Source organism: Streptomyces thermoviolaceus (genome assembly GCF_045209695.1).
GTDB classification, from domain to species: Bacteria; Actinomycetota; Actinomycetes; order Streptomycetales; family Streptomycetaceae; genus Streptomyces; species Streptomyces thermoviolaceus.
Window position 1 is genome coordinate 710,399 of sequence record NZ_CP109280.1, and the last position, 26,101, is coordinate 736,499.

At 73.5% G+C, this 26,101-nt stretch carries 25 protein-coding genes; 8 read left to right on the plus strand and 17 right to left on the minus strand.

Going from position 1 to position 26,101, the window contains the following annotated elements; all coding sequences use genetic code 11:
• Window positions 1-17: 17 nt before the first annotated feature.
• Both OG899_RS03150 and OG899_RS03155 read right to left on the minus strand, forming a co-directional pair.
• The gene (locus OG899_RS03150) at window positions 18-2,402 is read right to left on the minus strand and encodes a glycoside hydrolase family 65 protein (protein ID WP_168132255.1); all 2,385 of its coding nucleotides are present in this window, start codon (window positions 2,400-2,402) and stop codon (window positions 18-20) included.
• Between the two features lie 8 nt (window positions 2,403-2,410).
• A complete protein-coding gene (locus OG899_RS03155; RefSeq protein WP_189428104.1) occupies window positions 2,411-3,277 on the minus strand; it encodes a universal stress protein in 867 nt (288 codons plus the stop codon).
• Window positions 3,278-3,509: 232 nt separating this feature from the next.
• On the opposite strand from OG899_RS03155, the gene OG899_RS03160 reads away from it, so the two are divergent.
• Both OG899_RS03160 and OG899_RS03165 read left to right on the plus strand, forming a co-directional pair.
• Window positions 3,510-6,197 carry a GNAT family N-acetyltransferase gene (locus OG899_RS03160; RefSeq protein ID WP_189428105.1) on the plus strand — a complete coding sequence of 896 codons (2,688 nt, stop codon included), beginning with the start codon at window positions 3,510-3,512 and terminating at the stop codon, window positions 6,195-6,197.
• Between the two features lie 183 nt (window positions 6,198-6,380).
• A complete protein-coding gene (locus OG899_RS03165; protein WP_251506209.1) occupies window positions 6,381-6,848 on the plus strand; it encodes a Crp/Fnr family transcriptional regulator in 468 nt (155 codons plus the stop codon).
• A gap of 123 nt (window positions 6,849-6,971) precedes the next feature.
• Here the strand turns inward: OG899_RS03165 and OG899_RS03170 are convergent, their stop codons facing one another.
• On the minus strand, window positions 6,972-7,400 hold the full coding sequence (locus OG899_RS03170; protein ID WP_125498455.1) for a pyridoxamine 5'-phosphate oxidase family protein: 429 nt from the start codon (window positions 7,398-7,400) through the stop codon (window positions 6,972-6,974).
• Between the two features lie 228 nt (window positions 7,401-7,628).
• Window positions 7,629-7,778, minus strand: a complete 150-nt coding sequence (locus OG899_RS03175) for a hypothetical protein (protein WP_168132253.1) — start codon at window positions 7,776-7,778, stop codon at window positions 7,629-7,631.
• 328 nt (window positions 7,779-8,106) lie between these two features.
• Here OG899_RS03175 and OG899_RS03180 point away from each other — a divergent pair, with 328 nt between their 5' ends.
• Window positions 8,107-8,778, plus strand: coding sequence for a CBS domain-containing protein (locus tag OG899_RS03180; RefSeq protein WP_125498470.1), 672 nt, complete (start codon window positions 8,107-8,109; stop codon window positions 8,776-8,778).
• 47 nt (window positions 8,779-8,825) lie between these two features.
• Here OG899_RS03180 and OG899_RS03185 read toward each other — a convergent pair whose 3' ends face one another.
• Complete coding sequence (locus OG899_RS03185; RefSeq protein ID WP_125498456.1) at window positions 8,826-9,554, minus strand: CBS domain-containing protein; 729 nt, start codon at window positions 9,552-9,554, stop codon at window positions 8,826-8,828.
• A 495-nt stretch (window positions 9,555-10,049) separates the two neighbouring features.
• On the opposite strand from OG899_RS03185, the gene OG899_RS03190 reads away from it, so the two are divergent.
• Window positions 10,050-10,505 carry a universal stress protein gene (locus tag OG899_RS03190; protein WP_406310898.1) on the plus strand — a complete coding sequence of 152 codons (456 nt, stop codon included), beginning with the start codon at window positions 10,050-10,052 and terminating at the stop codon, window positions 10,503-10,505.
• A gap of 112 nt (window positions 10,506-10,617) precedes the next feature.
• On the opposite strand, the gene OG899_RS03195 is transcribed toward OG899_RS03190, so the two are convergent.
• The 7 genes from OG899_RS03195 to OG899_RS03225 form a co-directional block, all read right to left on the minus strand.
• Entirely contained in the window at window positions 10,618-11,505 is an 888-nt protein-coding gene (locus tag OG899_RS03195) for a pyridoxamine 5'-phosphate oxidase family protein (RefSeq protein WP_125498458.1), read from the minus strand.
• A 114-nt stretch (window positions 11,506-11,619) separates the two neighbouring features.
• Window positions 11,620-13,386, minus strand: coding sequence for a GAF domain-containing sensor histidine kinase (locus tag OG899_RS03200; protein WP_125498459.1), 1,767 nt, complete (start codon window positions 13,384-13,386; stop codon window positions 11,620-11,622).
• A gap of 254 nt (window positions 13,387-13,640) precedes the next feature.
• Window positions 13,641-14,294 (minus strand): response regulator transcription factor, encoded by a 654-nt coding sequence (locus OG899_RS03205; protein ID WP_125498471.1) that lies wholly within the window; start codon window positions 14,292-14,294, stop codon window positions 13,641-13,643.
• Window positions 14,295-14,542: 248 nt separating this feature from the next.
• On the minus strand, window positions 14,543-15,196 hold the full coding sequence (locus tag OG899_RS03210) for a CBS domain-containing protein (protein ID WP_125498460.1): 654 nt from the start codon (window positions 15,194-15,196) through the stop codon (window positions 14,543-14,545).
• Between the two features lie 153 nt (window positions 15,197-15,349).
• Window positions 15,350-15,772, minus strand: coding sequence for an Hsp20/alpha crystallin family protein (locus OG899_RS03215; protein WP_406310899.1), 423 nt, complete (start codon window positions 15,770-15,772; stop codon window positions 15,350-15,352).
• Window positions 15,773-15,980: 208 nt separating this feature from the next.
• Window positions 15,981-17,315 carry a PP2C family protein-serine/threonine phosphatase gene (locus tag OG899_RS03220; protein ID WP_168132251.1) on the minus strand — a complete coding sequence of 445 codons (1,335 nt, stop codon included), beginning with the start codon at window positions 17,313-17,315 and terminating at the stop codon, window positions 15,981-15,983.
• A gap of 166 nt (window positions 17,316-17,481) precedes the next feature.
• Complete coding sequence (locus OG899_RS03225) at window positions 17,482-18,357, minus strand: SDR family NAD(P)-dependent oxidoreductase (RefSeq protein WP_125498462.1); 876 nt, start codon at window positions 18,355-18,357, stop codon at window positions 17,482-17,484.
• Between the two features lie 70 nt (window positions 18,358-18,427).
• On the opposite strand from OG899_RS03225, the gene OG899_RS03230 reads away from it, so the two are divergent.
• Together OG899_RS03230 and OG899_RS03235 are read left to right on the plus strand one after the other, a co-directional pair.
• The gene (locus OG899_RS03230; protein ID WP_125498463.1) at window positions 18,428-19,171 is read left to right on the plus strand and encodes a TetR/AcrR family transcriptional regulator; all 744 of its coding nucleotides are present in this window, start codon (window positions 18,428-18,430) and stop codon (window positions 19,169-19,171) included.
• A gap of 164 nt (window positions 19,172-19,335) precedes the next feature.
• The gene (locus OG899_RS03235; protein ID WP_125498464.1) at window positions 19,336-19,650 is read left to right on the plus strand and encodes a hypothetical protein; all 315 of its coding nucleotides are present in this window, start codon (window positions 19,336-19,338) and stop codon (window positions 19,648-19,650) included.
• A gap of 45 nt (window positions 19,651-19,695) precedes the next feature.
• On the opposite strand, the gene OG899_RS03240 is transcribed toward OG899_RS03235, so the two are convergent.
• Window positions 19,696-20,487, minus strand: coding sequence for a sugar isomerase domain-containing protein (locus OG899_RS03240; protein ID WP_125498465.1), 792 nt, complete (start codon window positions 20,485-20,487; stop codon window positions 19,696-19,698).
• A 184-nt stretch (window positions 20,488-20,671) separates the two neighbouring features.
• Here OG899_RS03240 and OG899_RS03245 point away from each other — a divergent pair, with 184 nt between their 5' ends.
• Window positions 20,672-21,712: an N-acetylglucosamine kinase gene (locus OG899_RS03245; RefSeq protein WP_168132248.1), complete on the plus strand. Its 1,041-nt coding sequence runs from the start codon at window positions 20,672-20,674 to the stop codon at window positions 21,710-21,712.
• 28 nt (window positions 21,713-21,740) lie between these two features.
• On the opposite strand, the gene OG899_RS03250 is transcribed toward OG899_RS03245, so the two are convergent.
• From OG899_RS03250 to OG899_RS03260, 3 genes are all read right to left on the minus strand, one after another.
• Window positions 21,741-22,136, minus strand: a complete 396-nt coding sequence (locus tag OG899_RS03250; RefSeq protein WP_308431470.1) for an SDR family NAD(P)-dependent oxidoreductase — start codon at window positions 22,134-22,136, stop codon at window positions 21,741-21,743.
• A gap of 124 nt (window positions 22,137-22,260) precedes the next feature.
• Window positions 22,261-23,622, minus strand: a complete 1,362-nt coding sequence (locus OG899_RS03255; protein WP_168132247.1) for an amidohydrolase family protein — start codon at window positions 23,620-23,622, stop codon at window positions 22,261-22,263.
• A gap of 57 nt (window positions 23,623-23,679) precedes the next feature.
• Complete coding sequence (locus OG899_RS03260; protein WP_168132246.1) at window positions 23,680-24,561, minus strand: oxaloacetate decarboxylase; 882 nt, start codon at window positions 24,559-24,561, stop codon at window positions 23,680-23,682.
• A gap of 265 nt (window positions 24,562-24,826) precedes the next feature.
• On the opposite strand from OG899_RS03260, the gene OG899_RS03265 reads away from it, so the two are divergent.
• A complete protein-coding gene (locus tag OG899_RS03265) occupies window positions 24,827-25,297 on the plus strand; it encodes a helix-turn-helix domain-containing protein (RefSeq protein ID WP_125500760.1) in 471 nt (156 codons plus the stop codon).
• Window positions 25,298-25,549: 252 nt separating this feature from the next.
• Here OG899_RS03265 and OG899_RS03270 read toward each other — a convergent pair whose 3' ends face one another.
• The gene (locus OG899_RS03270; protein ID WP_206345869.1) at window positions 25,550-26,008 is read right to left on the minus strand and encodes an aconitase X swivel domain-containing protein; all 459 of its coding nucleotides are present in this window, start codon (window positions 26,006-26,008) and stop codon (window positions 25,550-25,552) included.
• Window positions 26,009-26,101: the final 93 nt, after the last annotated feature.

A 26,101-nucleotide genomic window follows, 5' to 3' on the forward strand; every position in this document is an offset into this window, starting at 1 on the left:
GCCGGGTGCGTGCCGGCTCAGTCGGGCAGCACCAGGCTGCACTTCTCGCCCGGCTGGACGTGCACGGTGCCGTCCGGCAGCCGGACCTCGATCGGCGCGCGGCCGGAGGGCGGCACCGCGATCTCCAGCCGGCCGTGCTCCAGCCGCAGCCCGACCCCCCAGTGGCCCCGGTAGCGCAGGCGGAAGCCGTAGGAGGACAGCTCCGGCAGCGGTACGGGGTCGAGCCAGATCGCGCCGTCGCGGGTCTCCAGGCCGGTCAGACCGCGCTGCACCAGGTCGAGGGTGCCCGCCATGGCGCCCAGGTGGATGCCTTCGCCGGTGGTTCCGCCCTGCAGGTCGGCGATGTCGCCGCGCAGGGCCTCCTGCACGAACGACCAGGCCTCCGCGCGGCGGGCGCGGGTCAGGATCCAGCCGTGCACCAGGCCGCTGAGCGTGGAGCCGTGGCTGGTGCGGGCCAGGTAGTAGTCGACGCAGCGCTGCCAGAGCTCCTCGTCGACCGGCCGGCCCAGGCGGCGGAACAGCGCCTGGAGTTCGGCCGGGGAGAACAGATAGCCGAGCATCAGCAGGTCCGCCTGCTTGGACGCCTTGTAGCGGTTGGGGGTGTCGCCCTCCGCCTCCAGGATGCGGTCCAGCCGGCGGATGTCGCCGTAGCGTGTGCGGTATCCCGCCCAGTCGAGTTCCTCCAGCTCGCCGTAGCCGTCGAACTGGCTGATGACGCCGTCGTGGGTGGGCACGTACAGGGTGCGGGACACCTCCTCCCACCGCAGCGGCTCGTCGTCGTCCATCTCCAGCCGTTCCACGAGTTCGCTTCTGCGGGGCTCGGGCAGGGCGCGGAGGGTGTCCAGGGTCCGGGCCAGCACCCAGGCGGCGGTGACGTTGGTGTAGGTGTTGTCGTCCAGGCCGGGCCGCTCGGCACCGGGGTAGGCGTCGTGGTACTCGTCGGGGCCGACGACGCCCCGGATGCGGTACCGCCCCAGGTGGGGGTCCCAGGTGGCGGAGTCGGCCCAGAAACGGGCGATCTGCACGAGCATCTCGGCGCCCTGGGTCTGCAGGAACTCGGTGTCGCCGCTCGCCTCGCAGTACTGCCAGATGTTGTAGGCGATGGCCGAGCCGACATGCCGCTGCAGGTGGGTGTGGTCCGGAAGCCAGCGCCCGGAGCGCGGGTTGAGGTGCAGGCGCTGGGTCTCCTCGCGGCCGTCGCTGCCGCTCTGCCACGGGTACATCGCGCCGCGCCGCCCCAGCGCGCGGGCCGCGGCGCAGGCCGCGCCCAGACGCCGGTGCCGGTACTGCAGCAGGGCGCGGGACACCTCGGGCAGATGCAGGTTCAGATACGGCAGGACGAACAGCTCGTCCCAGAACACGTGCCCGCGGTAGGCCTCCCCGTGCAGGCCGCGGGCCGGGACCCCGACGTCCAGGTCGGCGGTGTTGGGCGACAGGGTCTGCAGGACGTGGAACAGGTGCAGGTGCAGGATGCGGCCGGGTTCCCCGGGGACGTCGATGCGGGCCCGGCGCCACAGCCCGTCCCAGGCCGCCCGGTGGGCCGTCAGCAGGTCGTCGAAGTGCGGCGCGACCAGCACCCGGTCGGTCGCGGCGCGCAGCGGGTCGCTGATGGCCGGGTCGTGGGAGGTGTGCAGGGCCACGATCTTGTCGAGGGTGACGGGGCGGTCGGCCAGGAGACGCAGGTGCACCGTCTGGATCGCCTGCTGCTGCTCGTGCCGGGTGTGGACGAGGGCGTCGCCGTGGGCGGTCAGCCGGGAGGCCACGCCGATGCCGATCTCGGAGGTGCGGGTGCGGCAGTGCAGCCAGACCGTGCCGGGGGCGAGGGTGCCGGTGTCCACGTCGGTGAGGTGCCGGCCGTCCAGGTCCCGGTACCGGGGCACGCCGGCGTTGGTCACACCGCCGTCGATCGCCGCCTCCACCTCGAGGTCCACCGGGCCGCCCCGAACGGTGAGTTCGGTGCGCAGGGCGGCCAGGTACGGGTCGGCCATGTGCACGATGCGCAGCTGGCGGACCATGAGGGTGTGTCCGTCGCCGAGGTCGTAGCCGGTGCGGCGTTCCAGCACCCCCGCCTCCAGGTGCAGGGTCTGCCGGTGGCCGAGCACGGTGGAGGTGTCGGGGGTGAGCCAGGAGCCGCCGGGCCGGCGGAAGCGCACCGGCAGCCAGTTGGGCAGGTTGACCAGGTCCTCGTTCTCCACCTGGCGGTCTGCGACGCGGGAGACGAGCCGGTTGTAGCAGCCGGCGACGTAGGTGCCGGGGTAGTGCACGTCGTCCGCGGCGCACTCGGGCAGCGCACCGCGGGTGGCGAAGCGGCCGTTGCCGAGGGTGCACAGCGCCTCCCGCAGCCGCTCCTGCGCGGGGTCGTACCCGTCGTACTCCCATGTCCCGGCCGTGATCGACGTCATCGGAGCTGTCATACCACCCGGTGCGGCACGACGGCGACCGGGCACTGCGCGTGGTGGAGCAGTGCGCGGACGGTGCGGCCCAGCTGGAGGCCGGGGTGTCCGGTCGCACGGCGGGCCGGCACGATCACCAGATCGGCGGCGGCCGAACGGTCCACGAGCACCCGGTGCGCCGGGCCCTCGACGGTCGTGGCCCGCACCCGCACCGAGGGGTGCTCGGACTGGGCCTCGTGCAGCAGCTCGTCGAGCACGGCGGCGTCTGCGTGTGGTCCCGCGCGCGGCGGCGTCCCGTGTGTGCCGGGGGATCCGGCGGTGCGGTGCCCGGCGCGGACGACGTCGAGGACGCAGTCGCGCAGCTCGGCCTCGCACAGCGCGAAACGCACCGCCTCACCGCAGGTCGCGGGGCCGCCGGCGCCGAGCAGGATCCGTTCGTGGCGGCCGGCGAGGCCCGCGGGGTCGCCGCGGACCACGATCACCGGGCACCTCGCCCGGGCCGCCAGGGCCCGGCTCACCGAGCCGACGAGCAGGTGTCTCGGTCCACCGCGCCCGCGGCTGCCCGTGACGAGGACACAGGCGCCGGCACTCGCGTGCACCAGGGCCGACACCGGGTCCTCGGGGAGGAGGCTCGTGCACACCTTCACGTCCGCGTCGCGCCGCCGGGCCCGTTCCGTCGCCGTGCCGAGCACCTGCTGGGCCATCAGCCGTTCGGCGGGCGGCTCGGTGCCCGCCCGGGGCACGGCGCCCTCGTAGCGCTCCCACAGGGAGGCGTGCACCAGCCGCAGCGGCAGGCCGCGCCGGGCGGCCTCGTCCACCGCCCAGTCGACCGCGGTCAGGGCGGGACCCGATCCGTCCACACCCACCACGACAGGCAGCTGCATGTCCACCGCCACCTTCTTCGAGCGCTGCCGCGCGGCAGGACCTGTCGTCCGGACCGGGCCCCGGCGCGGCAGGACGTCCGTCCATCTCACCGTCGCATCACACGTGTCCCGGCGCGAGGGCGCGCCGGCCCCGGTCCGGGACGTTCGGCCCGGTCCGCGGCCCACTCGGCCTCTGGGACGGCACCCCGGTCCACCGGAGGGTGGAGAGGACGACCGGGAGGGAGACCGAGCGATGACCACGACCGGGCCGGCGTGCGTGCACGCCCTGCTGGCCGACGGCACCACGATCCGCATCCGGTGCCCGGTCACGGGCGACCGTGCGGCGGTGCGGCGGCTGTACGAGGAGATGTCGGACGAGAACCTGCGGCTGCGGTTCTTCTCGCTCAGCCGTTCTTCCGCACGGCAGGCCGCCGAGCGGGTGGCCGGACCGCCGCGTCCCGGCTGCGGAGCACTGGTGGCCGAGCACGGCGGCCGTCTGATCGGTGTCGCCGAGTACGAGGCGGGCCCGGACCAGGGGACGGCGGAGGTCGCGCTGGCGGTGGCCGACGACTGGCACCACCGGGGCGTGGCCACGCTGCTGCTGGAGCACCTCGCGGACATCGCCCGCCGAGCGGGCATCACCGCGTTCACCGCCGACGCCCTGGCGGAGAACGTCGAGGTGCTGCGGGTCTTCCGAGATCTGGGCCTGCGGATCAGGCGCCGCTTCGACGGACCCGAGGTGCACTGCGTGGTGGAGCTGACCGAGGACGAGACGTATGTGCGTGCGGTGGACACCCGGGACCGGCTCGCGGCCATCGCGAGCCTGAAGCCGCTGCTGCGGCCCCAGGCCGTGGTGGTGATCGGGGCCGGCCGCAGCCCGGGCTCGGTCGGGCGGGCGATCCTGCGCAACATCGTCACCGGCTCCTTCGCCGGGCGGGTCTTCGTCGTGCATCCGTCGGCCGGTGTGATCGCCGGGGTGCGGGCCTGCCCGTCCGTGGCCGCGCTGCCGCAGGTACCGGATCTGGCGGTGGTCGCCGTGCCCGCGGCGGCGGTCGCGCGGGTGGCCGAGGAGTGCGGGGCGGCCGGTGTGCGCGGTCTGCTCGTCGTCTCCTCCGGACTCGACGCCCGCCAGGGGGCGGCCCTGCTGGACGCGTGCCGCCGGCACGACATGCGGCTGGTCGGCCCGAACTGCCTGGGCCTGGCCAACACCGAGGACGCAGTCCGCCTGGACGCCACCTTCGCCGCCCGGCATCCGGGGCCGGGCACCGCGGGTGTGGCGGTGCAGTCCGGCGGGGTGGGGATCGCGCTGCTGGACGGGCTGGCCCGCCTCGGCATCGGCGTGTCCAGCTTCGTCTCGCTCGGCGACAAGTACGACGTCAGCGGCAACGACATGCTGCGCTGGTGGGAGGCGGACGGACACACCGGACTGGTGCTGCTGCACCTGGAGTCCTTCGGCAACCCGCGTGCCTTCTCCCGCACCGCCCGCCGGGTGGCGCGCACCCTGCCGGTCCTGACCGTGGACGCCGGACGGTCCGAGGCGGGACGCCGGGCCGCGGCCTCCCACACGGCGGCGGCCGCGACCCCCACCATGACCCGGCAGGCGCTGTTCACGCAGGCCGGCGTCACCGCGACCCGCACGATCGGCGAACTCCTCGATGCGGCCGCCCTGATGCACTGCCAGCCGCTGCCGGCCGGGCCGAAGGTGGCGGTCGTCAGCAACGCCGGCGGTGCGGGCGTCCTGGCCGCCGACGCGTGCGCGGAGGCGGGGCTGAGCGTGCCGGTGCTGCCCGCCGACCTGGTGCACGGGCTGACCGCGCTGCTGCCCGAGGGCGCGACCGCCGCCAACCCCGTGGATGCGACCGCGGCGGTCGGCGAGGACCGTCTGCGGGCCTGCGTGGAGCTGCTGGTGCAGTACGGAGCCGTCGACGCCGTCCTGGTGACCCTGGTCCCGACCGCAGTGGCCGCGGCGACCGGTGAGGACCTGGTGCGGGCGGTGACCGGCATCCCCCGGCCGCAGCTGCGGCCCACGGTCGTGGTGCTGCCCGCACAGGCGGCCCGCGTGGAGCTGCTCGGCACCGAGGCCGACGGCCGGGTGCCCGCCTACGGTGACGCGCAGGACGCCGCGCGTGCCCTGGCGCACGCCGCCACCCGGGCCCGGTGGCTGGCCGAGCCGCCCGGCAGCGTGCCGCGGCTGACGGGGGTGGACACGGCGCGGGCGCGGCGGATCGTCACCCGGTTCCTCGACGGCCGTTCGGAGGGTGCCTGGCTCGACCCGCACACCGTCTCCGACCTCCTCGGCTGCTACGCCGTCCCGCAGATCCCCTGGGCCTGGGCCCGCGGCGAGGACGAGGCGGTCGCCGCCGCCGAACGGCTGGCCGGTCCCGGCGGCCGGGTGGTGATGAAGGCGTACTGGCCGGGGCTGGTGCACAAGAGCGAGCAGCACGCCCTCCACCTCGGCCTGCAGGGCGCGGACCAGGTCAGAGAGGCCCACCGGGATCTGGTGGCGCGGTTCGGGGACCGTCTGACCGGTGTGGTGCTGCAGCCGCTCGCCGAACGCGGCACCGAGCTGTTCGCCGGCGTCGTCCAGGACGAAGTGTTCGGCCCGCTGGTGCTCTTCGGCCTCGGCGGCACCGCCACCGACGTCCTCGCCGACCACGCCGGCCGGCTCGCCCCGCTCACCGACCGCACCGCGCGCGAACTGCTCACCGCTCCCCGCTGCTCCCCGCTGCTCTTCGGTCACGCGGGCGCCCCGGCCGCGGATCTCGACGCCCTGGAACAGCTGCTGCACCGGATCTCCCGGATGGCCTGCGACCTGCCGCAGCTCGCCGAGGCCGACCTCAACCCGCTGCTCGCCGGCCCCGACGGTGTGATGGCGCTCGACGTCCGGGTGCGCCTCGAACCGCGTCGGCCCTGCGACCCGTATCTGCGGCGCCTGCGCTGAGCGCGGACCGAGGGCCGAAGGGTCCTGGTCCGAGGCCGGGCGGCCGGTGGTGGTCCGGCGCGCTCGGGCACAGTCTGGAAACAGTCCGCCCCACGGTTCGTGGGGTCGCCAGCCGAGCGCACGGGCGGCGCGGCCGACGGCATCCCGGCCTCGACGGCACCGACGACGAAGGAGCGCACGACGATGACGACCTCCTCCCCCACCCTGACGGCGGCCCTGTCGCCCCAGCACCGTGCCCGGCTGATGTCCCTCGCCCACGACGTCGCCTTCGAGGCGGGCACACGCCTGTTCGACGAGGGTCGGCACGCCGACCGCTTCTGGATCATCAAGACCGGCACGGTCGCCCTCGACCTGCATGTCCCCGGCCGCCGCGCCGCCGTGATCGAGTGTCTGGGCCACGGCGACCTGCTCGGCTGGTCCTGGCACTTCCCGCCGCATCTGTGGCATCTGGGCGCCGAGGCCGCCAGCCCGGTGCGGGCCCACGAGTTCGACGCGGTGACCGTGCGGACGCTGTGCGACGAGGATCCGCTGTTCGGCCGTGCCGTCGCCGTCTGGGTGGGCCAGGTGGTCGCCCAGCGGCTCCACGCGGCCCGGGTCCGCCTCCTCGACCTGTACGCCCCGTACGGGAGCGGCTGCGGGGAAGGTCTGTAGCGGCTGCTGCCGTACGGCCTGGGGGACGCGCCTGCGCGGCCTGTGGCAGCCGCCCGTGCGGGGAGGCCCTCGGGATCCCTCGGGTCTGTGGCGCGCGGGGAAGCCTTCCGGGCCTGCACGCCCCTACAGGCCGTACAGGCTGCGTCCGCCGGCCAGTGCGCGGCCGGTGATCAGTTCCGGCTCGATGCGGATGACGACCTCTTCGGGCCACGGCACCCAGGAGCACGGCACCTTGCCGGCCAGACGACGCCGGTGCGCGAGGTCGGTGATCACGGAAGCGGTGCCGGTGACCACGACGCTCCATCCGGAGTGCGCGGCCGCGTCGACCTCGTCGGCCTCCAGGGCGACGACCGCACCGTCGACGGCCCGGGCCAGCTCGGAGGCGGCCGAGGTGCGGACGAGCACGGCGGCGTCGTCGTCCAGGGCGAAGTTCACCGGGAGCACCGCGGGCAGGGCGTGGCGCGTGTGGACGATGCGGCCCACCGGAGCCGTGGCCAGCAGCTCCAGGCACTCGCGTCGTTCGAGTTCGCGAAAACCGTCGTTGCGATACATCAGCCGGTCGTCCTTCTGCCGCGCCGGCCTTCCGGCCGTGATGCCCGGTGGGCGGCCGGTCCGCCGCCCCGCCTCACAGACTCAGCGTGCCCGGCTGTCCGCGGACGGACATGGGCCCTTCGGCCCCGGGAGCCCGCCGACCGGGGCCATCCGCGGCTCGGTCACCTGCTCACCTTCGCCGGACGGCGGGGGACGGTCCGGCGTCCCACGGCTCCGCGGGGCTCGGGGTCACGACGTGGGGTGGTCCGGCTCGTCGCCGTCGACCCGGTAGGTCCTGGTCCACGTGGCTCCGCACCGGCAGCGGGAGTACTCGACGAGTTCGCCGTCCTCGGAGACGCTCAGCCCCTTGCTGAGCCGTACATGCACATGTGCACCCATGAAACCGTTCCTCCGATGTCCGGAAAGGCTCGATTGTGCCACCTGGGCCTCCCGGCGGCCATGACGCGGCCCACATGCGGCGGAACGTTTACGGGTGCGCACGCACAGCGGGTCGGACATCGCGCCGAGCGATGCCCGGGACGTCGCGGGCACGGCCCGGGTTGGGCCCTACGTCCCGTACGGCGGGGACGAACGGCGGCCTCGGCGGCACGGCCGCCCCCAGGCGCCGGGTGCGTGCGACGGTCACGCTGGAGGAGTGGCCGGGTGTCCGGTGTGCCGAGCCGGACGGCACACCGGACCGGCCGCGGGACCGCAGGAGGAGACCATGCTGCAGCACCGAACGGTCGGAGACCTCATGACCCACGGTGTCGTCCGCGTCCGGCGGGACACCCCTTTCAAGCAGATCGTCCGCACCCTGGCCGACCACGACGTGACCGCCGTCCCGGTCGTCGACGATCTCGGTCACCCCGTCGGCGTCGTCTCGGAGGCGGACCTGCTGCGCACGGTGGCCGGCCGTCCCGACCCGGCCGGGCTCCTCCCCCAGCTGCCGCCCGACGAGCTGGAGGCGGGACTGGAGCGGGCCACGGCCAGGGAACTCATGACGGTTCCGCCGGTGTGCGCCCGGCCGGAGTGGAGTGTCGTCGAGGCCGCGCGCACCATGGACGAGGCCAAGGTGAAGCGTCTGTGCGTGATCGACGAGACCGGGGTCCTGACCGGCGTCGTCAGCCGCGGCGACCTGCTGCGGATCTTCCTGCGCCGGGACGAGGCGATCCGTGAGGAGATCACCCGGGACGTCCTGGTGGGCACCCTGGGCCTGGCGCCGGCCGACCTCACGGTCTCGGTGACGGACGGCCGGGTCGCCCTCGCCGGGACCGTGGAGGACGAGAGTCTGGTGCCGGTGATCGAGCGCCTGTGCCTCGGGGTGGACGGCGTCGTCTCGGTCACCTCGGACGTCACCGTCCGCGCCGACACCCCGAGCGACGCGCCCGGACCGCGCTGACCTCTCCGCGGCCGGTCCCACGACAAGTGGTTCGCGCGAGATGCGGTTCAGGCGCGGTGCAGCCAGTCGTCCAGCACGCTCTGCCGGGCGCCGTCGTCGAACCGTGGGTCGGTGTCGTCGATCCGGTGGCTGAGGTTGTCGACGACGTCGACCACGCCGTCGATCTGCCGGGCCATCGACACCGCGATCTCGGCGTCGCTCCTCCGCTCCAGGCTGCCCTCCAGGGTGACCACACCCCCGGCCACCGAGACCGTGACACTGCCCGGCGGCACACGCAGGGCGTTCACGCACACCTCGCGGATGACCTCCTCGCGGATCTCGTCGTCGGGCCGGAGGAACACCCGCAGCAGATCCCACCGGGTGACGATGCCGACGAGCCGGTCCTCCTCGTCGATCACCGGCAGTCGCTCGACCTGTCGCTCGGCCATGGTCCGGGCGGCTTCGACGATGGTGTCGTCGGCGTGCACGGTGACGGGTGGCTGCGACATGAGCTGTCCGGCGGTGCGGGCCTTGGCCTTGACGGCCTGGCGCCGGGCGGTCATCGTCAGCAGGGCACGGAAGTGCCGGCCCGGCTCCCGGGGCTCCGCCGCAAGCACCTGGCGGGTCATCAGGTCGGCTTCCGAGACGACGCCGATGACGTGGTCGTCCTCGTCCACCACCGGCAGGCCGCTGATCCGGTGGTCGGCGAGCATGCGCGCCACCTCTTTGAACGGGGTGCCGTACTCGGCCCGGACGACGTCCTGCGTCATCACCGAACCGATCTTGTTGTGCTTCATGTCCGCTCGCTCCTCACCCCGGCCGGCACCAGGGGCAGCTGTCCGGATCCGCCGCCCCCTTCGCAGTTCGAGCATCCCGCGGCGCGCCCCGGAAACCCATGGGCTGTCCGGGGCGCGGCGGGGGCCGGTCGGCCCTGTATCCCTCGAACGCCCTGCGCCCGCGGGGGTGGCGGCAGCTCCGTATCGGCCTCAGGGCCCCGCCCGGGTCGTTGCGACGCCCTCGCGGCGCGGGCCGGCACCAGGGCGTCCAGCAGGCGGGTCTTCCTGGTGACGGGGACCGGGCCGCAGGCATGCCGCCGGGGAGGCACCAGGCTCAGGAACAGTCCGATCACGGCGAACGCCTGACGATCGCCGGAGGCTGAGGCAGGGACGCATCTCGCGGACGGTGTGCGTCAGCTGCCGTCTCCTTCCTCCCGGGCGTGGGGCCCGGCTGGCAGGGTCGGGTCGGGAGCGGCAGCGTGGAGTGAGGAACAGCGACGCCGAAGCGAGGTGGGCATGCAGACCAGTGGAGCCGAGCCGCGGGTGGTCGTGGGTGTGGACGGTTCGCCGTCGTCGTATGCCGCGCTGCGCTGGGCGGTGCGGTACGCGGAGCTGGTGGGCGGGGTGATCGAGGCGGTGTCCGCCTGGGACACCCCGTCGGACGTCGGCTGGGCCGGACCGGCGGTCGATCCGGACTTCGATCTCGAGCAGGCCCGGGAGCGCTTCACGGAGGCGCTGAACACCGTGTTCGCCGAGGGGCAGCGGCCGGCCGGTCTGCGGGAGCATCTCGTGGAGGGCGACCCGTCCGAGGTGCTGATCCGGGCCTCGCAACGGGCGGACGTCCTCGTGGTGGGCAGCCGGGGGCGGGGCGGTTTCGCCCGGGCGATGCTGGGCTCGGTCAGTCAGCGGTGCGCCCAGCACGCGGCGTGCCCGGTGGTCGTGGTCCGCCAGGAGCACGATCCGGCCCACTGACTCGCGTCCCGCGACCGCGCTGCACCGGTGCCGTGCCGGTGGCCGCGCATACGTCGACGCGTGTTCGTATGTCGGCGGGTGTGCGTCCGTCGGCAGGTGTTCCGGCGGGTGGTCATCCGTCGGCAGGTGTGATGCGCCGTCCGGTCAGCCGCGTGGGCCGCACCCGCACCCAGAGCTCTCGGGTGCCGCCCGCCCACGGTCCGGAGTGGGCCTGCCGGTGCAGCCGGTCGGCCGTCTCCGGGTCGTCGACGCCCTCGGCACGCCCCACCACGAGCACGCTCCAGCCCCGGCTCATCACCTCGTCGACGCGGTCGACCTCGAAGGCGACCTCGCGGCCCGCGGCCGCAGCGGGTGCCGCATCGGGCGCGGTGCGGAAGCAGACGTCGCCGTCCACCATCTCGTAGTTGACCGGGAACGCGGCCGGCCCGTCCGGTCCGGTGAAGGCGATGCGTCCCACGCCGTGCGTGGACAGCAGCGCCCGGCACTCGTCCTCGCCGAGGTCGGTCAGACGGGGGTGCAGCAGGGCCGTTCCCTGTCCGGGAGGCAGGTCCTCGTCGCAGCCGCGCAGGGTGTTGAGGCTGGTGTCCAGCGCGTCGGCCAGGCGCAGCACGGTGGCGATGCCCGGCTCGGAAGGCCGCTGTTCGAGATAGGCGAGATACTGCGGCGACATCCGGGCACGCGCGGCCGCCTCCTCCAGGCTGAGACCTCTGCGCCGACGGGCTTCGGCCACACGTCGTCCGAAGTCGCCCGGGTGCCCCGTCCGCGCGGCGGCGGGTGCGGACGGTGCCGGTTCGGGTGACGGGGGCCGTTCGTGCACCAGGTGCTGGACATGTGCGTCCGGTCCGGGGAAGACGAGGGTGACCTCGCCCGTGTCCGACCAGCGCACGTCGTACGGGGGTGTGCCGTCGTCGTGGTGCAGACCGACGATCTCGCCGTCACGCCGGGTCACCCCGGTGGCCGGGCTCTCCACGACCAGTCGGTCCCCTAGCTGAGCGTGCATGGCATGCCCTCCCTCCGGGACGTGTTCTCAGCATCGCCCCGATCCGGCACCGACACCAATGGGCCCGAGGTCCCTGACGGCACACCTGGCGAGGTCCCGGAACGGCACACCAGGTCACGGGGCGGCCGTACGGCCGGCGGGCGGGCGGTGGGCGGCGGCGCCGAGGGGTGCACGCCACACCAGGACCGTCCCTCCGCCTGCGGGTGTGCCGATCTCCAGGGAGCCGCCGAGACCGCGGGCCCGTTCGGCCATGTTGGCCAGGCCGCTGCGGCGGCCCCGGGGCGGGATGCCGACGCCGTCGTCGGTGACCGTGAGGCACACCTGCTCGCCGTCGGTCTCCAGCACGACCTCGGCGTGCTGTGCGCGGGCGTGCCGGGCGATGTTGGTCAGGGCTTCGCACAGCACGGCGATCACATGGTCGGCGACCTCTTTCGGCACATGTGTGTCCAGCAGGCCCTCCATGCGCACGGCAGGTGCGAAGCCGAGCACGGGTGTGGCCTCGCCGATCGCCCGGACCGCGCGCGCCCTGAGTCCCGGGGCCGCCTCGTCGTGCGTGCGCAGGCCCAGGATGGTCGACCTGATGATCTTGATGGTTTCGTCCAGGTCGTCCACGGCCCGCAGCACCCGTTCCTTGGCTTCCGGGTGCTCGACGAGGCGGCCGGCGCTCTGCAGGGTCATCCCGGTGGCGAACAGCCGTTGGATGGCCAGGTCGTGCAGGTCCCGGGCGATGCGGTCGCGGTCCTCCCACACCGCGACCCGTTCGGTGTCCTGGCGGCGCTCGGCCAGCTCCATGGCGAGTGCGGCCTGTGCGGCGAAACTCTTGAGCCGGTCCAGTTCACGGGCGGAGAAGTCGTCGGCGCCGGTCTGCCGGGCCAGCAGGACGACTCCTCGGATGTGGGCACCGGATCCGATGGGGAGCGCCACCGCCGGGCCGAGGCCGGCGAACCGCGCCGGACGGGCGGTCACCCGAGGATCGTGCTCGATGTCCGGGCTGATCACGGGTGCGCCCTCGGCGAAGGCATGCCCGGTCAGGGTGCCGCCCATGGGCAGGACCAGGCCGCGGTGGGCTTCCGCGTGCCGGCCCATGGCGACGTCCACGCTGAGCGTGTCCGTGTTCGGCACGGGTGTCGACATCACCGCCAGGGCCGCGCCGGTGATCTCCCGTGCGCGTTGCGCGATCAGTGCGAGGACCTCCGCCTCGGCGGCGCCCGACATGAGGCTGTGGGTGATCTCCGCGTTGGCCTGCAGCCAGCGCTCCCGCAGCCGGGACTCCTCGTACAGGCGGGCGTTGTCGATCGCCACGCCCGCCGCGACCGCCAGCGTGGACAGGATCGACTCGTCCTCCTCGTCGAACTCGCCCCCGCCCCGTTTCTCCGTCAGGTAGAGGTTGCCGAACACCTCGTTGCGCACCCGGATCGGGACGCCGAGGAAGCTGTGCATCGGGGGATGGTGCGGCGGGAAGCCGTACGACGACGGGTGCTCGGCCAGGTTCGGGATGCGCAGCGGCTCGGGGTGGCGGATCAGCAGCCCCAGGATGCCGTGGCCCTCCGGGTACCGGCCGATCTGCGCGATGGTCTCCTCGGACACCCCGACCGTGTGGAACGCCGACAGCCGTCGGCCGTCGGGGCCGATCACACCCAGGGCAGCGTACTCGGCGTCCACCAGGACGGCGGCGGCCTCCACGATCCGCCGCAGCACCTGCGGCAGCTGCAACTCGCGGCCGACGGAGAGCACCGCCTCCAGCAGATGGTGCACCCGGTCCCGGGTGCAGCGGGCGGCGTCCAGGCGTGCCTGGAGTTGCTCCAGCAGCTCGTCCAGCCGCAGCTGGGGCAGCTGCACCCGGGCCGTCCCGGCCTCGCCGAACTCCTCGGAACCTCCCACCGGTGTGCCTCCCAGCCCCCGATGTGGCGTTCTTCTGCCACCGTAAGGGGTGCGGCACCGGACGGCACGGGCACCCGGCCCGGGCCTCACGGCGCCGGGCGCCCACGGTGACGCAGGGACCGGTCGGCGCCGGGGCACCCGCGGTGACGCAGGGACCGGTCGGCGCCGGGGCACCCGCGGTGACGCAGGGACCGGCCGCGCGCACCGCGGGATCGCGCACGAACGAGGCACCGGCCCCGGGAAGAGCCGGTCCGTCAACGGGTGTCGCCCTTCAGCCGGTCGCGGGCCTCGGTGGCGATGACGGCGGCCTGGATGCGCCGTTCCACCCCGAGTTTGGCCAGCAGCCGGGAGATGTGGTTCTTGACCGTCTTCTCCGCCAGGTACAGGCGCTGGCCGATCTGGCGGTTGGTGAGGCCCTCGCCGATCAGGGCGAGGATCTCCCGCTCACGGTCGGTGAGGCCGGGCAACGCGTCCGGCGGCTCCTGGGGTCCGCCGCCGCGCAGCCGGGCCATCAGTTTCGTGGTGGCGCTGGGGTCCAGCAGCGACTGCCCGCCGGCGACGGTGCGCACCGCCGCGACCAGATCGGAACCGCGGATCTGTTTGAGCACATAGCCGGCCGCACCGGCCATGATCGAGTCCAGCAGGGCGTCCTCGTCGTCGAACGAGGTCAGCATCAGACAGGCCAGGTCCGGCAGGCGGGAGCGCAGTTCCCGGCACACGCTCACCCCGTCCCCGTCGGGCAGGCGCACGTCCAGCACCGCCACGTCGGGACGCAGCGCGGGCACCCGGGCCAGCGCCTGCTCGGCGGTGGCGGCCTCGCCGACCACCTCGATGTCCGGTTCGTCGTCCAGCAGGTCGTGCACGCCCCGCCGCACCACCTCGTGGTCGTCGAGGAGGAAGACCCGGATCGGGGCGCCGAGCCCGGCCGCGTCGTGCGGCGTGGGTGCCGTCCTGTGCTCCGCCTTGCTGGGCCACACGGCTGCTCCTTCCTTCGTGCGCCGCGCCGACGCTGCGCCTCGTGCACGCGCCTGCGCTTCCCTCGTGTGCGCCGCGCCGGCGCTTTCCCTCGTGTGGGCCGTGCCTGCGCGGTCCGGCGCCTTTCGCGGACGTGCCGTTGCGGGTCTGTGTTCTTCTGAACGTGCGCCGCGGGGCTCGTTCACCGGCGTCCGTTCCGCGACGCGTGCGGCGATGCCGGTGTGCCGCCGTCGTGGTCCGTGGTGTCGTCCCGGTCGAAGCCGAGCCGGGTGACCACCTCCACCACGCCGTCGACGCAGTCGCACAGCCGCACCAGGATCGGGATCAGGCTCTTGCGCGGGACGGTGCCGCTGAGGGTGACCCGTCCGTCGGCGACCTCGACGGTCAGCGCGGACGGCGGCAGGCCCAGCGTCCGTACGATGACGTCCTCCAGGATCTCCTCCTGGATCGCGCGGTCCCTGCGCAGGAACAGCTGCACCAGGTCGCTGCGGCTGATCACCCCGATGAGCCGACCGTCGCCGTCCACCACGGGAAGCCGCTTGACCTTGTGGTGTTCCATCGTCCGCGCGGCCCGCACGGCATGCCAGCCGGGCTCGGCGACGACGGCGGGGCTCGTCATCAGGTCCTGGGCGCTGCTTCCGGTGCCGCTTCCCGTCTGTTTGCGCAGCAGGTCCGCCTCGGACACCACGCCGACCGGACGTTCCTCGTCGTCGATCACGGGAACGGCCGTGATCTGGTACTCGTCGAGGATGCGGGCGATCTCCTTGAACGGGGTGCCCGGCCGCACACTCACGGCGGTGGGTGTCATCAGATCGCCCACGCTGCGCTGCCTCATCGCCCCAACGCCTTTCCCGGTTGCCCGTCACCGGTGCGTCGGCCGGGCGGGCGCGCCAGGGGGCGGGGCCGCCGCCCGGCGCGCCGCGCTGCCGCCGCGTACGGTGCACCCGGCGGCCGGGGGACGGCCGGCGGTGCACCGCGGTGACGGATGTCATCCACCGTGCCGGACCTCGATGTGCTTCTCCTCGGTCCGCTCACGTCCCATGCCCACGCTGACGGTGAGCATGCCGTCGGTGTAGTCGGCGGTGACGTCGTCCTCGTCGGCTCCCGGTGGCAGGGTCACGGTGCGGCTCATGGAGCCGTAGCGGATCTCGCTGCGGTGCTTGTCCACGTCGCGTTCGGTGCGTTCGGCCCTGATGGTCAGGGTGCCCTCGCTGAGGACGACGTCGATGTCGTCGGGCGAGACACCCGGCAGCTCCGCCCGTACGACGTACCGGCCGTCCTCCGTGTACTCCTCCATCCGCACCGAGTACAGGTCGCCCAGGGAGGGCATGCCGAACCGGGCGGGGAAGGCCTCGAACCACTCGGGGATCTCCGGGAAGGAGAACCTCTGGCGTCGTGCGAGTGTGCCCATCGTTCTCTCCTCCTGTGGGTGTTCACATGTCACGTACGGGGTGGTGACGCGCGGGCGGCGGCGTGGGCGTCACGGCCTCCGCCGGCACACCCGGTGCACCGGCACACCCCAGTGCACCGCGCGCACACCGGATCCGGTGGGGCCGGACAGCCCCGCATGCGGGTTCCGAGGGTCCCCGCTCCCCCGTCCCGGCCGTCTCCGGGTCGGCTCAGTGCGCCACGCGGACGGCGAGCAGGGCGACGTCGTCGTGGAAGGTTCCCTGACGCTGGGCGAGGAGGGCATCGCAGAGTCCTTCCAGGGGCGCGGTCGCACAGCGGGCCGCGGTGTCGGCCACCTGTCTCATGCCGTCGTCGTAGCTGTGGCCGCGTTCCTCGATGAGTCCGTCGGTGTGCAGCAGCACGGTGGCGCCGCAGGGCAGGGGGTGGCGGTGGTCCGGGCGGGTGAGTTCGGGGCTGACGCCGAGGGGCGGCCCGGCCTCGGCCGTCAGGTAGCGGGCCCGGTTGTCCGGGGTGATCAGCAGGGGAGGCAGGTGTCCCGCGCTGCACCAGTGCAGGAATCTGCCTTCGCCGCTGTCGGCGGGTTCGATGCGGGCGACCAGGGCGGTGGCCATCGGTGCGTCGTGGAGGTGGTGCAGGAGCGCGTCCAGCCGGTGCAGGACGCGGCTGGGCGGCTGCCCCTCGGCGTAGGCGATGACGCGGATCATGTTGCTGATCCGGCTCATGACGGTGGCGGCCTCGATGCCGTGGCCCATGACGTCGCCGACCATCACGCACGGCACCTTGTCCGGCAGGCAGATCACGTCGTACCAGTCGCCGCCGACCCGGGGGGCCTCGGTGGAGGGCTGGTAGCGGGCCTGGAACGCCAGACCCGGCAGCGAGGCCAGATCGGGCAGCAGACGGCGCTGGAAGTCCTCCGTCGCCTGCCGCAGCCGTTGGACGAGACGGGCGTTCTCGATGGCGACGCCGGCGGCGCTGGCCAGCGCGACGAGGTATTCCTGGTCCTCGTCGGTGAAGGCCTCGTCGCCCTCCTTGTCCGCCAGGTAGAGGTTGCCGTACACGGTGTCCCGGACGCGGATGGGCACCCCGAGCAGGGTGCTCATCCGGGGATGTCCCTCCGGGAAGCCGCTCGCCCGCGGGTGGGCCGCCAGGTTGTCCACCCGGAGGGGTTCGGGGTGGCGGATCAGCTCGCCCAGCAGCCCGGCCCCGTGCGGCAGCTTGCCCTTGTCCCGTACGTCGCCGTCACCGAAACCGGAGGCGATGAGCTGGACGAACGCCCCCGTCTCGTCCAGGACACCGAGGGCGGCGTAGCGTGCCCGGCCGAGCTGCCGGGCCGTGTCGACGATGGTGTGCAGCACGACGTCCACGTCCAGGGCGCTGCTGATGCTGACGACGGCGTCGAGCAGCTGGCGCATCCGGCTGTGCGCGTGCGCGAGCTGCCGGAGCCCGGCCTGGATCTGGTCGAGGTCCCTTTCCCCCAGGGGCGGGATGAGGGGGCTGCGTCGCGAAGGATCGTCGGGTGTGCCCCTGAGCTGTCCCTGCACCATGGCACCCCCTGCTGGTCTGCTGCCGACGGGCGCTCGCACTGCCGGGTACCCCGCCTGCGCGTGATGCACGTCCTGCTCCGGCCCCGTCGCCCGCCGGTGTCCGGGCGTCACCGGCGACCGGCGGGGCCGCGGAACCGGCGCGGCGGGCGCTGGTGCGGGTGCCGGGTCAGCTGTCGCCGTGCTCGGGCGGGAGGTCGACGGGGTAGGGCTCGCCGAAGTCGGCCGACCGGCTGACCTTCTCCCAGGCGGTGGCCTCGGCGAGCTGTCGGCGGGAGTACTCCAGGGCCATGGTCACCGCGTTCACCCCCAGCAGCAGATGGGACGGCACCCGGCCGCGCCGGACGGTCCGCACGATGATCTCGGCGGCGCGCTCGGGGTCGCCGGCCGCCCCGTCCGAACTCTGTCGCACCCGGCGGTTCAACTCACCGACGGTCTCCTCGTACGCGTCGGGGATCGTGTGGACCGTCATGGAGGCACCGGCCCAGTCCGTGGCGAAGCCGCTCGGTTCGACGACCATGACCCGCACACCGAACGGTGCGGTCTCCGCGGCGAGCACCCGGCTGAAGCCGTCGACGGCGAACTTGGCCGCCTGGTAGGACGCGATGCCCGGGGATCCGCCGACGCGCCCGCCGACCGAGGAGATCTGCACGACCGTGCCGCCGCCCTGGCGGCGCAGGACGGGCAGCGCCGCCTTGGTGACGTGGTGGACACCCCAGAAGTTCGTCTCGAACTGGGTGCGGACGTCGTCGTCGTCCGCGGTCTCGATGGGCGACACATTGGCGTATCCCGCGTTGTTCACGAGCACGTCGATGCGTCCGTAGCGGCCGACGGCCGCCTCGACGGCCCGCCGGGCCGCCTCGGGGCGGGTGACGTCCAGCGCGAGCGGATGCACGCGGTCGCCGTACTTCTCCTGTACATCGGCGAGGGCTTCCGGGCGGCGGGCGGTGGCGACGACGCGATCCCCGGCCTCCAGCGCGGCGACGACCAGCGCACGGCCGAGGCCGCGCGACGAACCGGTGATGAACCAGACCTGTTGACTCATACCCCTAGTGCAACACCGTTCTCTTATTTACGCAACACCGTTCCCTTAAAGCCTTCCTATGATGTGGCCCATGACTTCGCCTGCCTTCCAGCGTGCGCGCAGCGCCGAGGCCAAACAGGCTCGAGAAGCGGCGATCCTGGACGCGGCCCGCACGCTCGGCCGCAGTCGCGGGGTCCGGGACGTCACCCTCACGGACATCGCCGCGGCCGTGGGCATGCACAAGTCCGCCCTGCTGCGCTATTTCGAGACCAGGGAGCAGATCTTCCTGAAGCTGACCGCGGAAGGCTGGCAGGAATGGTCGGCGCACCTGCGCGCCGAGCTGGAGACGCGCAGCCACACCACCGCCCAGGAGGTCGCCGCGCTGATCGCCGCCGGCCTGGCGGCGCGACCGCTGTTCTGCGATCTGCTGGCACAGGCCCCCATGAACCTCGAACGCAATGTGTCGGCCGAGACGGTCCGCTCGTTCAAACTCGTCACCCTCGACGAGATCGCTCTGATCGGCACCGAGCTGCGTCGGCTGCTGGGACTGTCCGAGACGCAGACGGTCGACCTGATCGCCACGGCGACGAGCCTGGCCGGGGCGCTGTGGCAGATGGCCACCCCCGGTCCGCGGCTGCGGGAGCTGTACCGGAGCGATCCGCGCCTCGCCCACGCCGTCGTGGAGCTGGAGCCCCGCCTGCGCCGGGTCCTGACCGCCTACCTCACCGGTCTCGAAGCGGGCTCGCCCACGGCCGCCGAGGTCTCCCCTGCCGCACCGGAGCCCACCACGACCGGGGCGGCGGGCAGCGGGCAGGGGGCCGCAAGCCCGGCGTAGTCGCGCGGCCGGCCACAAGCCCGGCGCACGGCCGCAAGCCCGGCGCAGTCGCCCCGCACCGTCGCGCCACCGGTCGTCCTGAGCGGGCGCCGCCGGTCGTCCCCAGCCGACGTCGGCCACCTGCGACGACCCGGGTGAGATCGCACGGGTGACATCATCCCTGCATGAGCAGTGATGTGAGCGACGTGGACGACGTGGACGACGTGGACGTAAGCGCTCTGGCCATCAATGTCACGATTCCGGAGGCACTGCGCTGGAACGACACCCGGCGCGGCGAGGCCTTCACGCTGACCACACTCAACGTCCGGCTTCTTCCGGACGGCCACCTCGCCGTGAAGGCCTACGGCAAGCCGGTGGCAGGCGGCCGGGGCGCCTACGTCTCGTTCCCTGTCCCCGACACCCCCGAACTGGCCGCCCTGGTGGCGCAAGCCGCCACCCGTGCCGGAGAGTTGTGGACCGCCCATCGCGGGCTCGGCTGATCTCCCGGCCCACGGCGACCACGACGGGCGCTGCCCGCCAAGATGTCAGGAACCGCGCCGGATCCGGCCGGCGTAACGCGCCTCCAGCGCCTTGTTGTGCTCGTCGCCGCCGGGCACGTTGGCCGAGAGATACACGGGCGGGGTGATGCCGTCCTCGATCAGCAGACGGACCGTCTCCGCGGTGACCATCTGGGCCAGCAGGGCTGCGGTGATCGTGGAGACGGCACAGACCGAACCGCCGGAGGGCAGCGGCAGCAGCGCGTCACCGAAGGGTGCGCCGTTGTCGAGGACGACGTCCGCGACATCGCTCAGGCGCCGACCCGAGGGATGACGCGGGGTGGCACGGGCGGTGTGCTGGAGGCTGGTGACGGCGATCAGCGGGTGCCCGTGCTCCTTGACCAGCCGGGCCATTTCGACGACGCACCCGTTGATGCCGGAGTTGGACGCGATCACGAACACGTCCTGCGGGTGCGGTGCGGCGAGTGCGTACAGCCGGTGCGCGATCTCGGGGTCGCGCTCCAGCAGGGGGTCGTCGAGCGTGTCGGCGGGTGCGTCGCCGTACAGGACGAGGTCCCTGATGGCGACCTTGTTGGTGGGCACGAGTCCGCCGGCGCGCCCGGCGAACTCGGTGGCCAGCGACTCCGAGTGCCCGGTGCCGAACGCCTGCACCACACCGTCGTCGGCGAGCGCGGCCGCGATCAGCCGGGCCGCCGCGCGCACGGCACCCGTCTGTGTGGTGACCACGCGGTCGACGACGTCCTTGGCCGCGGCGAGGAACCCCTGACTGTCCGGCACGCCCACTCCTTCGGCTCGCTGCAGAAGGCCCTGTCCCCTCATCCGAGGAAGGCCTGTCCCTTCTTCGCCTCTTCGTCGCTCGACTCTGCGCAGGGCGGGCGGGGTACGTCAATGGACCGGACCTGCGGCGGGCAGACGGTGGAGGGGAGAAACATCATGACCTCGGACCACGCGGTGTGTTCGGGCGGTCCGGGGCGTCCGGCGCCCTTTCCGGGAGGGAGACACCGTGGCGACGAGCGGGTATCGGCGAGCGGCGGAGGCGACGGCTCGGGCCGTTGTCGTCGGCATCGACGCGGGCGGCACCCGTACCCGCGCCGCGGTGGCCCGGGCGGCGGCGGACGGCGGGCCGCCGCTGCGCACCGGCGTGTCCGGGCCGGGCAACGCCCTGTCCGTCCCGTTCGACGTGCTGACCTCCCACCTGCGGCAGGCGGTCGCCGCCGCGACGCCGCCCTCGCTGCGGCCCCGCGTCCGCGCGGTGGCCGCGGGGCTGGCCGGCTGTTCCGCACTGCCCGGCAACGCCGGTGCCGCGCACGCGCGTTCGGCGCTGCGGGCGGCCCTCGCCGAGCTGGGCATACGGCCCGAGGTCGTCGCGGTGTCCAGCGACACCGAGATCGCTCTCGCGGGCGCCCCGGGCAGTCCCGGCGACGGCCTGGTGCTGATCGCGGGAACCGGCGCCGTGGCCGCCCGGATCACCGGCGGGATCACCGCGGCCACCGCCGACGGCAACGGCTGGCTGCTCGGCGACAGCGGGAGCGGCTTCTGGCTCGGGCGCGAGGCGGTGCGCAGCGCGCTCGCCTCCCTCGACGGGCGCGGCGCCCCCACGGCCCTGACCCCGGCCGTCCTCGCGCACTACCTCGGCGAGACCGCCGCACAGGACGAGCCGGCGACACCGACCGCAGCGCAGCGCATGCGCGACCGGCTGGTGCAGGCGGTGCACGAACGGCCTGTTCCGGACCTGGCCCACCTGGCGCCGTTGGTGGCGCGGACGGCGGACAACGGCGACCCGGTCGCCCGGCGACTGCTGTCGGACGCGGCCGAGCACCTGGTCGGCACGCTGGACGCGCTCCAGCCCCGTCCCGGGGAGACCCTGGTGACCACCGGGGGTCTGCTCGGTCCCGGCGGGGCACTGCTCGGCCCGCTGACCCGACGGCTCGCCCCGCGGGACCTGCGCCCGGTGCCGATGCCGGACGGCCTCGCGGGAGCGGTGGCCCTGGCTCGGCGGGCACTTGATGGGACCGGCCGACCGTGCGGGTGTTCGGCCGACTGACCGCGCCGCCCGCCCGTGTCACACCCCCTCACCGGCCACGGTGCTCCCCCGGAGCACTACACCGTCTTCGTCGTGCCGCCGTCGGTGACGAGGTCGGCGACGGTGATGTTGGCGGCCTGGTCGGAGAGCAGATGGACCCGACGGCCGACCTGACGGCCGCGGTAGCCTCGTGCGGGACGCCGAGGTCCGTGGTGACGGCGACCGCGCCCGTCTCGTGCACCTCGGGTGTGACGGTGCGGGAGATACCCGCGACACGGGCGCCCTCGGCGGTCAAGGCGGTGACGGTCGCCAGTCCGATGCCCCGGCTCGCCCCGGTGACGATGCCGGTCTCGGCGGACAGGTGGATGTGCCTGCCCCCTCCGAGGGGCGGTGCCGGCTCGTGCCGCCGGACCGCACCGCCGCGCTGCGTGCGGTCCGGCGGCACGAGCCGGGTGGGCTTCGGTGGATGACGAGTCAGGGGCGTTCCGGCGGATGCCGCAGCGACACCGCCGGCGGACCGGACTGCGTCGGGGAGGTTGCTGCACGGATGCGGGAGGCCGGTGGTCCGGTCAGGCCGTCGCCTCCGTGATCCTGTCGCGCAGCCGGTCGCGGTCGACGGTGCGGCCGGCGATCACCAGCGACGAGATCCTGCGGGTGTTGCGGATGTCGTCCCGGGGGTCGGCGTCCAGGATCACAAGGTCCGCGCGGCGTCCCGGTTCCAGGAGCCCGCGGTCGTCGAGGCCCAGCAGGTGCGCGGAGCGCCGGGTGGCGAACTCGATGGCCTGCAGCGCGGGGATGCCGGCCTCCACCAGGGCCTGCAGTTCGCGGTGCTCGGCCATGCCGGGCAGCTGTGCGAAGACACCGGTGTCGGGAGAGAAGACCAGCCGTACGCCGGCGGCGTGCAGGGTGGCCACGGTGCGCTGCAACCGGGCATACGTCCGGCTCGTGTCGAACAGCGGCTCGTGCTCCCGTTCGTCGAGGCGGGCACGGAAGGCGGCGATGGTCTTCTCGGGCAGCACCTCGTGCAGGATCGGCTCGTCGAGCCAGTCCGTGGTGGCCGGGCCCTGCACGCTCATCGAGGTGAACACGGCGACGTCACGGTCGAGCAGACGCCGGATCAGCTCGTCGTCGGGTTCGGGGTCGCGCGGCATGTGCGCGAGGATGTCCGCGCCGGCGTCCAGGGCGGTCCTGGCGTCGTCGGCGGTGTAGATGTGTGCCGCGGCCTTCAGTCCGTGGCGGTGCGCCTCGTCCACGATCGCCGCGGCGGTCCGCGGGCTCAGCTTGGCGGCGGTACCGCCGCGGTCGTCGATCCAGAACTTCACCGCGTCCACGTGCCGGGCGGCGAGGGCGGCGACGTGCGCGCGGGCGTCCTCCGGTCCGGTCGCCGGGTGCACGGCGTCCACGGCGAAGAAGGGGGCGCCGCTGCCGGCGTCCGCGGTGGGTGCCGCGACGATGCCGGCCCCGGCGGTGAGGAGCGTGGCCAGGTCGGGGTCGTCGAGACGGCCGGCACGCTGATCGTCGCGCAGGCCGATCTCGATGTCCCGCAGATCGGTGCCCAGCGACTGGAAGGTGCTGACGCCGAAGTACAGGGAGCGGCGGAGGTGGTCGACGACGTTGTCGCGGGAGTAGTGGCGCGGGTCGCTGACGGTGCCGCGCATGTAGCCGAGGTGCCCGTGCGGGTTGACGAGGGCCGGCATGATCGTCTTCCCGTGGACCGGGACGACGGTTCCGGCGCCCTCGGGCGCACCGGTCTCGGACTCGCCTGCTTCGCGGGCCGGTGCGATGTGCGCGATCCGGCCGTCCCGGACGGTGAGGATCGCGTTCTCCAGGACGGTGTGTCCGTCGCCGGTGATCACGCGGGCGCCGACGTAGGTGGTGACGTCGTCCGCTGTGCGGCCGGACGGGACAGGTGTGGTGCGGTCGGGGGACACGGCATGCTCCTGAGCGAGGTGGGGGCGGAGGGAGGCGGGGTGGACGAGGGACAGGGCTCAGGCGTACCGGGAGGCGCGGGCCTCGTACTCGGCATAGCCCATGAACGACTCGAAGGTGCGCTGGTCGAGGACGAGGTCGCCGAGGCCCTCGATCTCGGCGCCGGACGCGAGCGCGTCCAGGGTGTCGGCGACGCCCTTGGCGGCGGCGCCGACCAGGCTGTACCACAGCAGCAGCACGTCCGCGCCCGCGTCGGCGTACTCGGCCAGGGTGCTGCCCGGCCTGCTGCCGTCCGGTGCGTCGTACAGGTCGGCCGCGACGACGACCGGCGCTTCGATGCGCGACCGCACCTTCTTCAGGTCGGCGGCGGGGATCTTCGGCGCGAACACCAGGTCGGCCCCGGCGGCGACGTAGCGGCGCAGCCGGGCCACCGCCTCCTCCAGGTCCCCGTAGATCCACGCGGCGTCCGTGCGGGCGATGATCAGGAAGTTCGGGTCGTCACGGGCGTCCAGTGCCGCGCGGATGCGGTTGGCCATCCGGTCGGCGTCCAGCAGTCCGGCGGGCCGTGAGGTGTGCTTGCCGCCGAGGTTGTCCTCGATGTGGATGCCGGTCGTGCCGGCGGCCTCGAAGGCCCTCACGGTGCGCCAGATGTTGGCGTCCTCGTAGAAACCTTTCTCGGCGTCCGCCAGGACGGGCAGGCTGGTGGCGTCGACGATGCGGCGGGCGGCGTCGGTCAGTTCGGTGAGGGTGATCAGGCCGACGTCGGGCAGCCCTTGAAGGCCGGCTGCCGCGGCGAAGCTGCCGAGGTAGGTCGCGGGGAAACCGGCGCGCTCCACCAGGTGGGCGCTGAGCGCGTCGTACGCCCCGGGGAGCAGCAGCGGCTTCGAGGAGGCGAGCAGGCCTTTGAAGGCCACACGCCGCTGCGCGGCGGATACAGGCATGGGTCACGTTCCTTGATCGTGTCGGGCCGGTGGACGGCAGCAGGGGCAGGGGTGGGAACAGGAGCGACGCACAGTCGCACCGACGCGTCGCCCGTGCCAGGCGACAGGTTTCCGGGACGGGTCCGGTCCGGTTCGGGTGGTCAGGTCGGGTGGTGTCCGAGGAACCGGCGCGGCACGGCAACCGACACCCGGACCCAGCTGAGTACTTAATTGCAATCTAGACCGCTGGGTTTCATCGCGCAACCCATCCGGTAGACTCGGCTGCATGGCCAAGACGCTGGGCAAGGATGCGACCTGTTCCATCGCCCGAGCCCTCGAAGTGCTCGGCGACACCTGGACCGTGTTGATCATCCGAGAGGCGCTGATCGCCGGTTCGACACGCTTCCAGGAGTTCCGCGACGCCCTCGGCATCGCTCCGAACATCCTGTCCCGGCGGCTGGAAACCCTGGTGGAGCAGGGCATCTTCGAACGCCGCGCCTATCGCGAGCCGGGCGAGCGGAGCCGGTACGAGTACGTGCTCAGCGATGCCGGCCGCGGGCTGAACGTGGTGATCGCGGCGCTGGCGGACTGGGGGCGCACGTACCGGCCGCAGAGCGACGGCACCTCTCCCACGTTCAGTCGCGCCGACGACGGCACCGTGGCGGAACTCGCCTTCGTCACGGAGGAAGGCGGCCGGATCGCTCCGGCCCGGCTCGTGGCACGCCGCACGGAGGACGCCCGGCTCCGGGCCTCGTGAGCGGAACGGCGCGGCGGTGCGCCATGCCGTGGGCGCCCGCCCGGGTGCTCGGGCAGCCGTGGGGACGCGCGGGCGGCGTGCCCGGTCGGCGCGGGCGCTTCTCCTCGCGCGGCCGTGCGGCGCCGGGGATGCCCCTTCGGACATCCGGTCCTCGAGCGTCGAGGCCGTGCCCCGCACCGCACGCGAACGGCACATCACACACAGCACACCACGTGGTGAGGGGCCCGGCGAACCGGACTCCTCACCACGTGGTCATGTCGTCCGGCGTGCGACGGTCAGGTCCGCGACACGTCCGTGCACGATCACCAGCCCGGTGTCGCCGTCGGCCTCCACCCGGTCACCGGTCTCGATGCCGGCCACCGGGTCGTCGTCGAAGTGGGTTACCGTGGGGACGCGGGTGACGATCGCGCCGAGGGCGGCCTTGGTGGTCAGGTGGGTGAAGACCATCGCCAGCGGCGCGGTGCCCATCAGGCGGGTCGCCTGGAAGAAACCGGACCGGCCGGAGGAGCCCTTCGCCCCCGGGAAGACCAGCACCTTGCCGGTGAAGCAGACACCGCAGAGTTCGTGCCGGCGCTCGATGATGGCGCCGGTGGCCGGGTCGATGCCGCCCCAGCCGGAATTGGTCTCGCGGGAGACCAGGGCCTCGCCCTCGACGCGGCCCGGTACGATGCCACGGCCGCGGAACACCAACTGCCGGGACTGCCGAGCCACGCCGATTCGATGGTCGCGGAAAGTCCGCCTCTTCCGCACCGACCGCACAGACATCCGCGTCGCGTTCATGAGCGGCCGAGGACGCAGGCTTGG

Coding starts and splice junctions, on each gene's coding strand:
- OG899_RS03150 (WP_168132255.1), bottom strand. CDS start 2,402: ATGACGTCGATCACGGCCGGGACATGGGAGTACGACGGGTACGACCCC.
- OG899_RS03155 (WP_189428104.1), bottom strand. CDS start 3,277: ATGCAGCTGCCTGTCGTGGTGGGTGTGGACGGATCGGGTCCCGCCCTG.
- OG899_RS03160 (WP_189428105.1), top strand. CDS start 3,510: ATGACCACGACCGGGCCGGCGTGCGTGCACGCCCTGCTGGCCGACGGC.
- OG899_RS03165 (WP_251506209.1), top strand. CDS start 6,381: ATGACGACCTCCTCCCCCACCCTGACGGCGGCCCTGTCGCCCCAGCAC.
- OG899_RS03170 (WP_125498455.1), bottom strand. CDS start 7,400: ATGTATCGCAACGACGGTTTTCGCGAACTCGAACGACGCGAGTGCCTG.
- OG899_RS03175 (WP_168132253.1), bottom strand. CDS start 7,778: ATGGGTGCACATGTGCATGTACGGCTCAGCAAGGGGCTGAGCGTCTCC.
- OG899_RS03185 (WP_125498456.1), bottom strand. CDS start 9,554: ATGAAGCACAACAAGATCGGTTCGGTGATGACGCAGGACGTCGTCCGG.
- OG899_RS03190 (WP_406310898.1), top strand. CDS start 10,050: ATGCAGACCAGTGGAGCCGAGCCGCGGGTGGTCGTGGGTGTGGACGGT.
- OG899_RS03195 (WP_125498458.1), bottom strand. CDS start 11,505: ATGCACGCTCAGCTAGGGGACCGACTGGTCGTGGAGAGCCCGGCCACC.
- OG899_RS03210 (WP_125498460.1), bottom strand. CDS start 15,196: ATGAGGCAGCGCAGCGTGGGCGATCTGATGACACCCACCGCCGTGAGT.
- OG899_RS03215 (WP_406310899.1), bottom strand. CDS start 15,772: ATGGGCACACTCGCACGACGCCAGAGGTTCTCCTTCCCGGAGATCCCC.
- OG899_RS03220 (WP_168132251.1), bottom strand. CDS start 17,315: ATGGTGCAGGGACAGCTCAGGGGCACACCCGACGATCCTTCGCGACGC.
- OG899_RS03225 (WP_125498462.1), bottom strand. CDS start 18,357: ATGAGTCAACAGGTCTGGTTCATCACCGGTTCGTCGCGCGGCCTCGGC.
- OG899_RS03230 (WP_125498463.1), top strand. CDS start 18,428: ATGACTTCGCCTGCCTTCCAGCGTGCGCGCAGCGCCGAGGCCAAACAG.
- OG899_RS03235 (WP_125498464.1), top strand. CDS start 19,336: ATGAGCAGTGATGTGAGCGACGTGGACGACGTGGACGACGTGGACGTA.
- OG899_RS03240 (WP_125498465.1), bottom strand. CDS start 20,487: ATGAGGGGACAGGGCCTTCTGCAGCGAGCCGAAGGAGTGGGCGTGCCG.
- OG899_RS03260 (WP_168132246.1), bottom strand. CDS start 24,561: ATGCCTGTATCCGCCGCGCAGCGGCGTGTGGCCTTCAAAGGCCTGCTC.
- OG899_RS03265 (WP_125500760.1), top strand. CDS start 24,827: ATGGCCAAGACGCTGGGCAAGGATGCGACCTGTTCCATCGCCCGAGCC.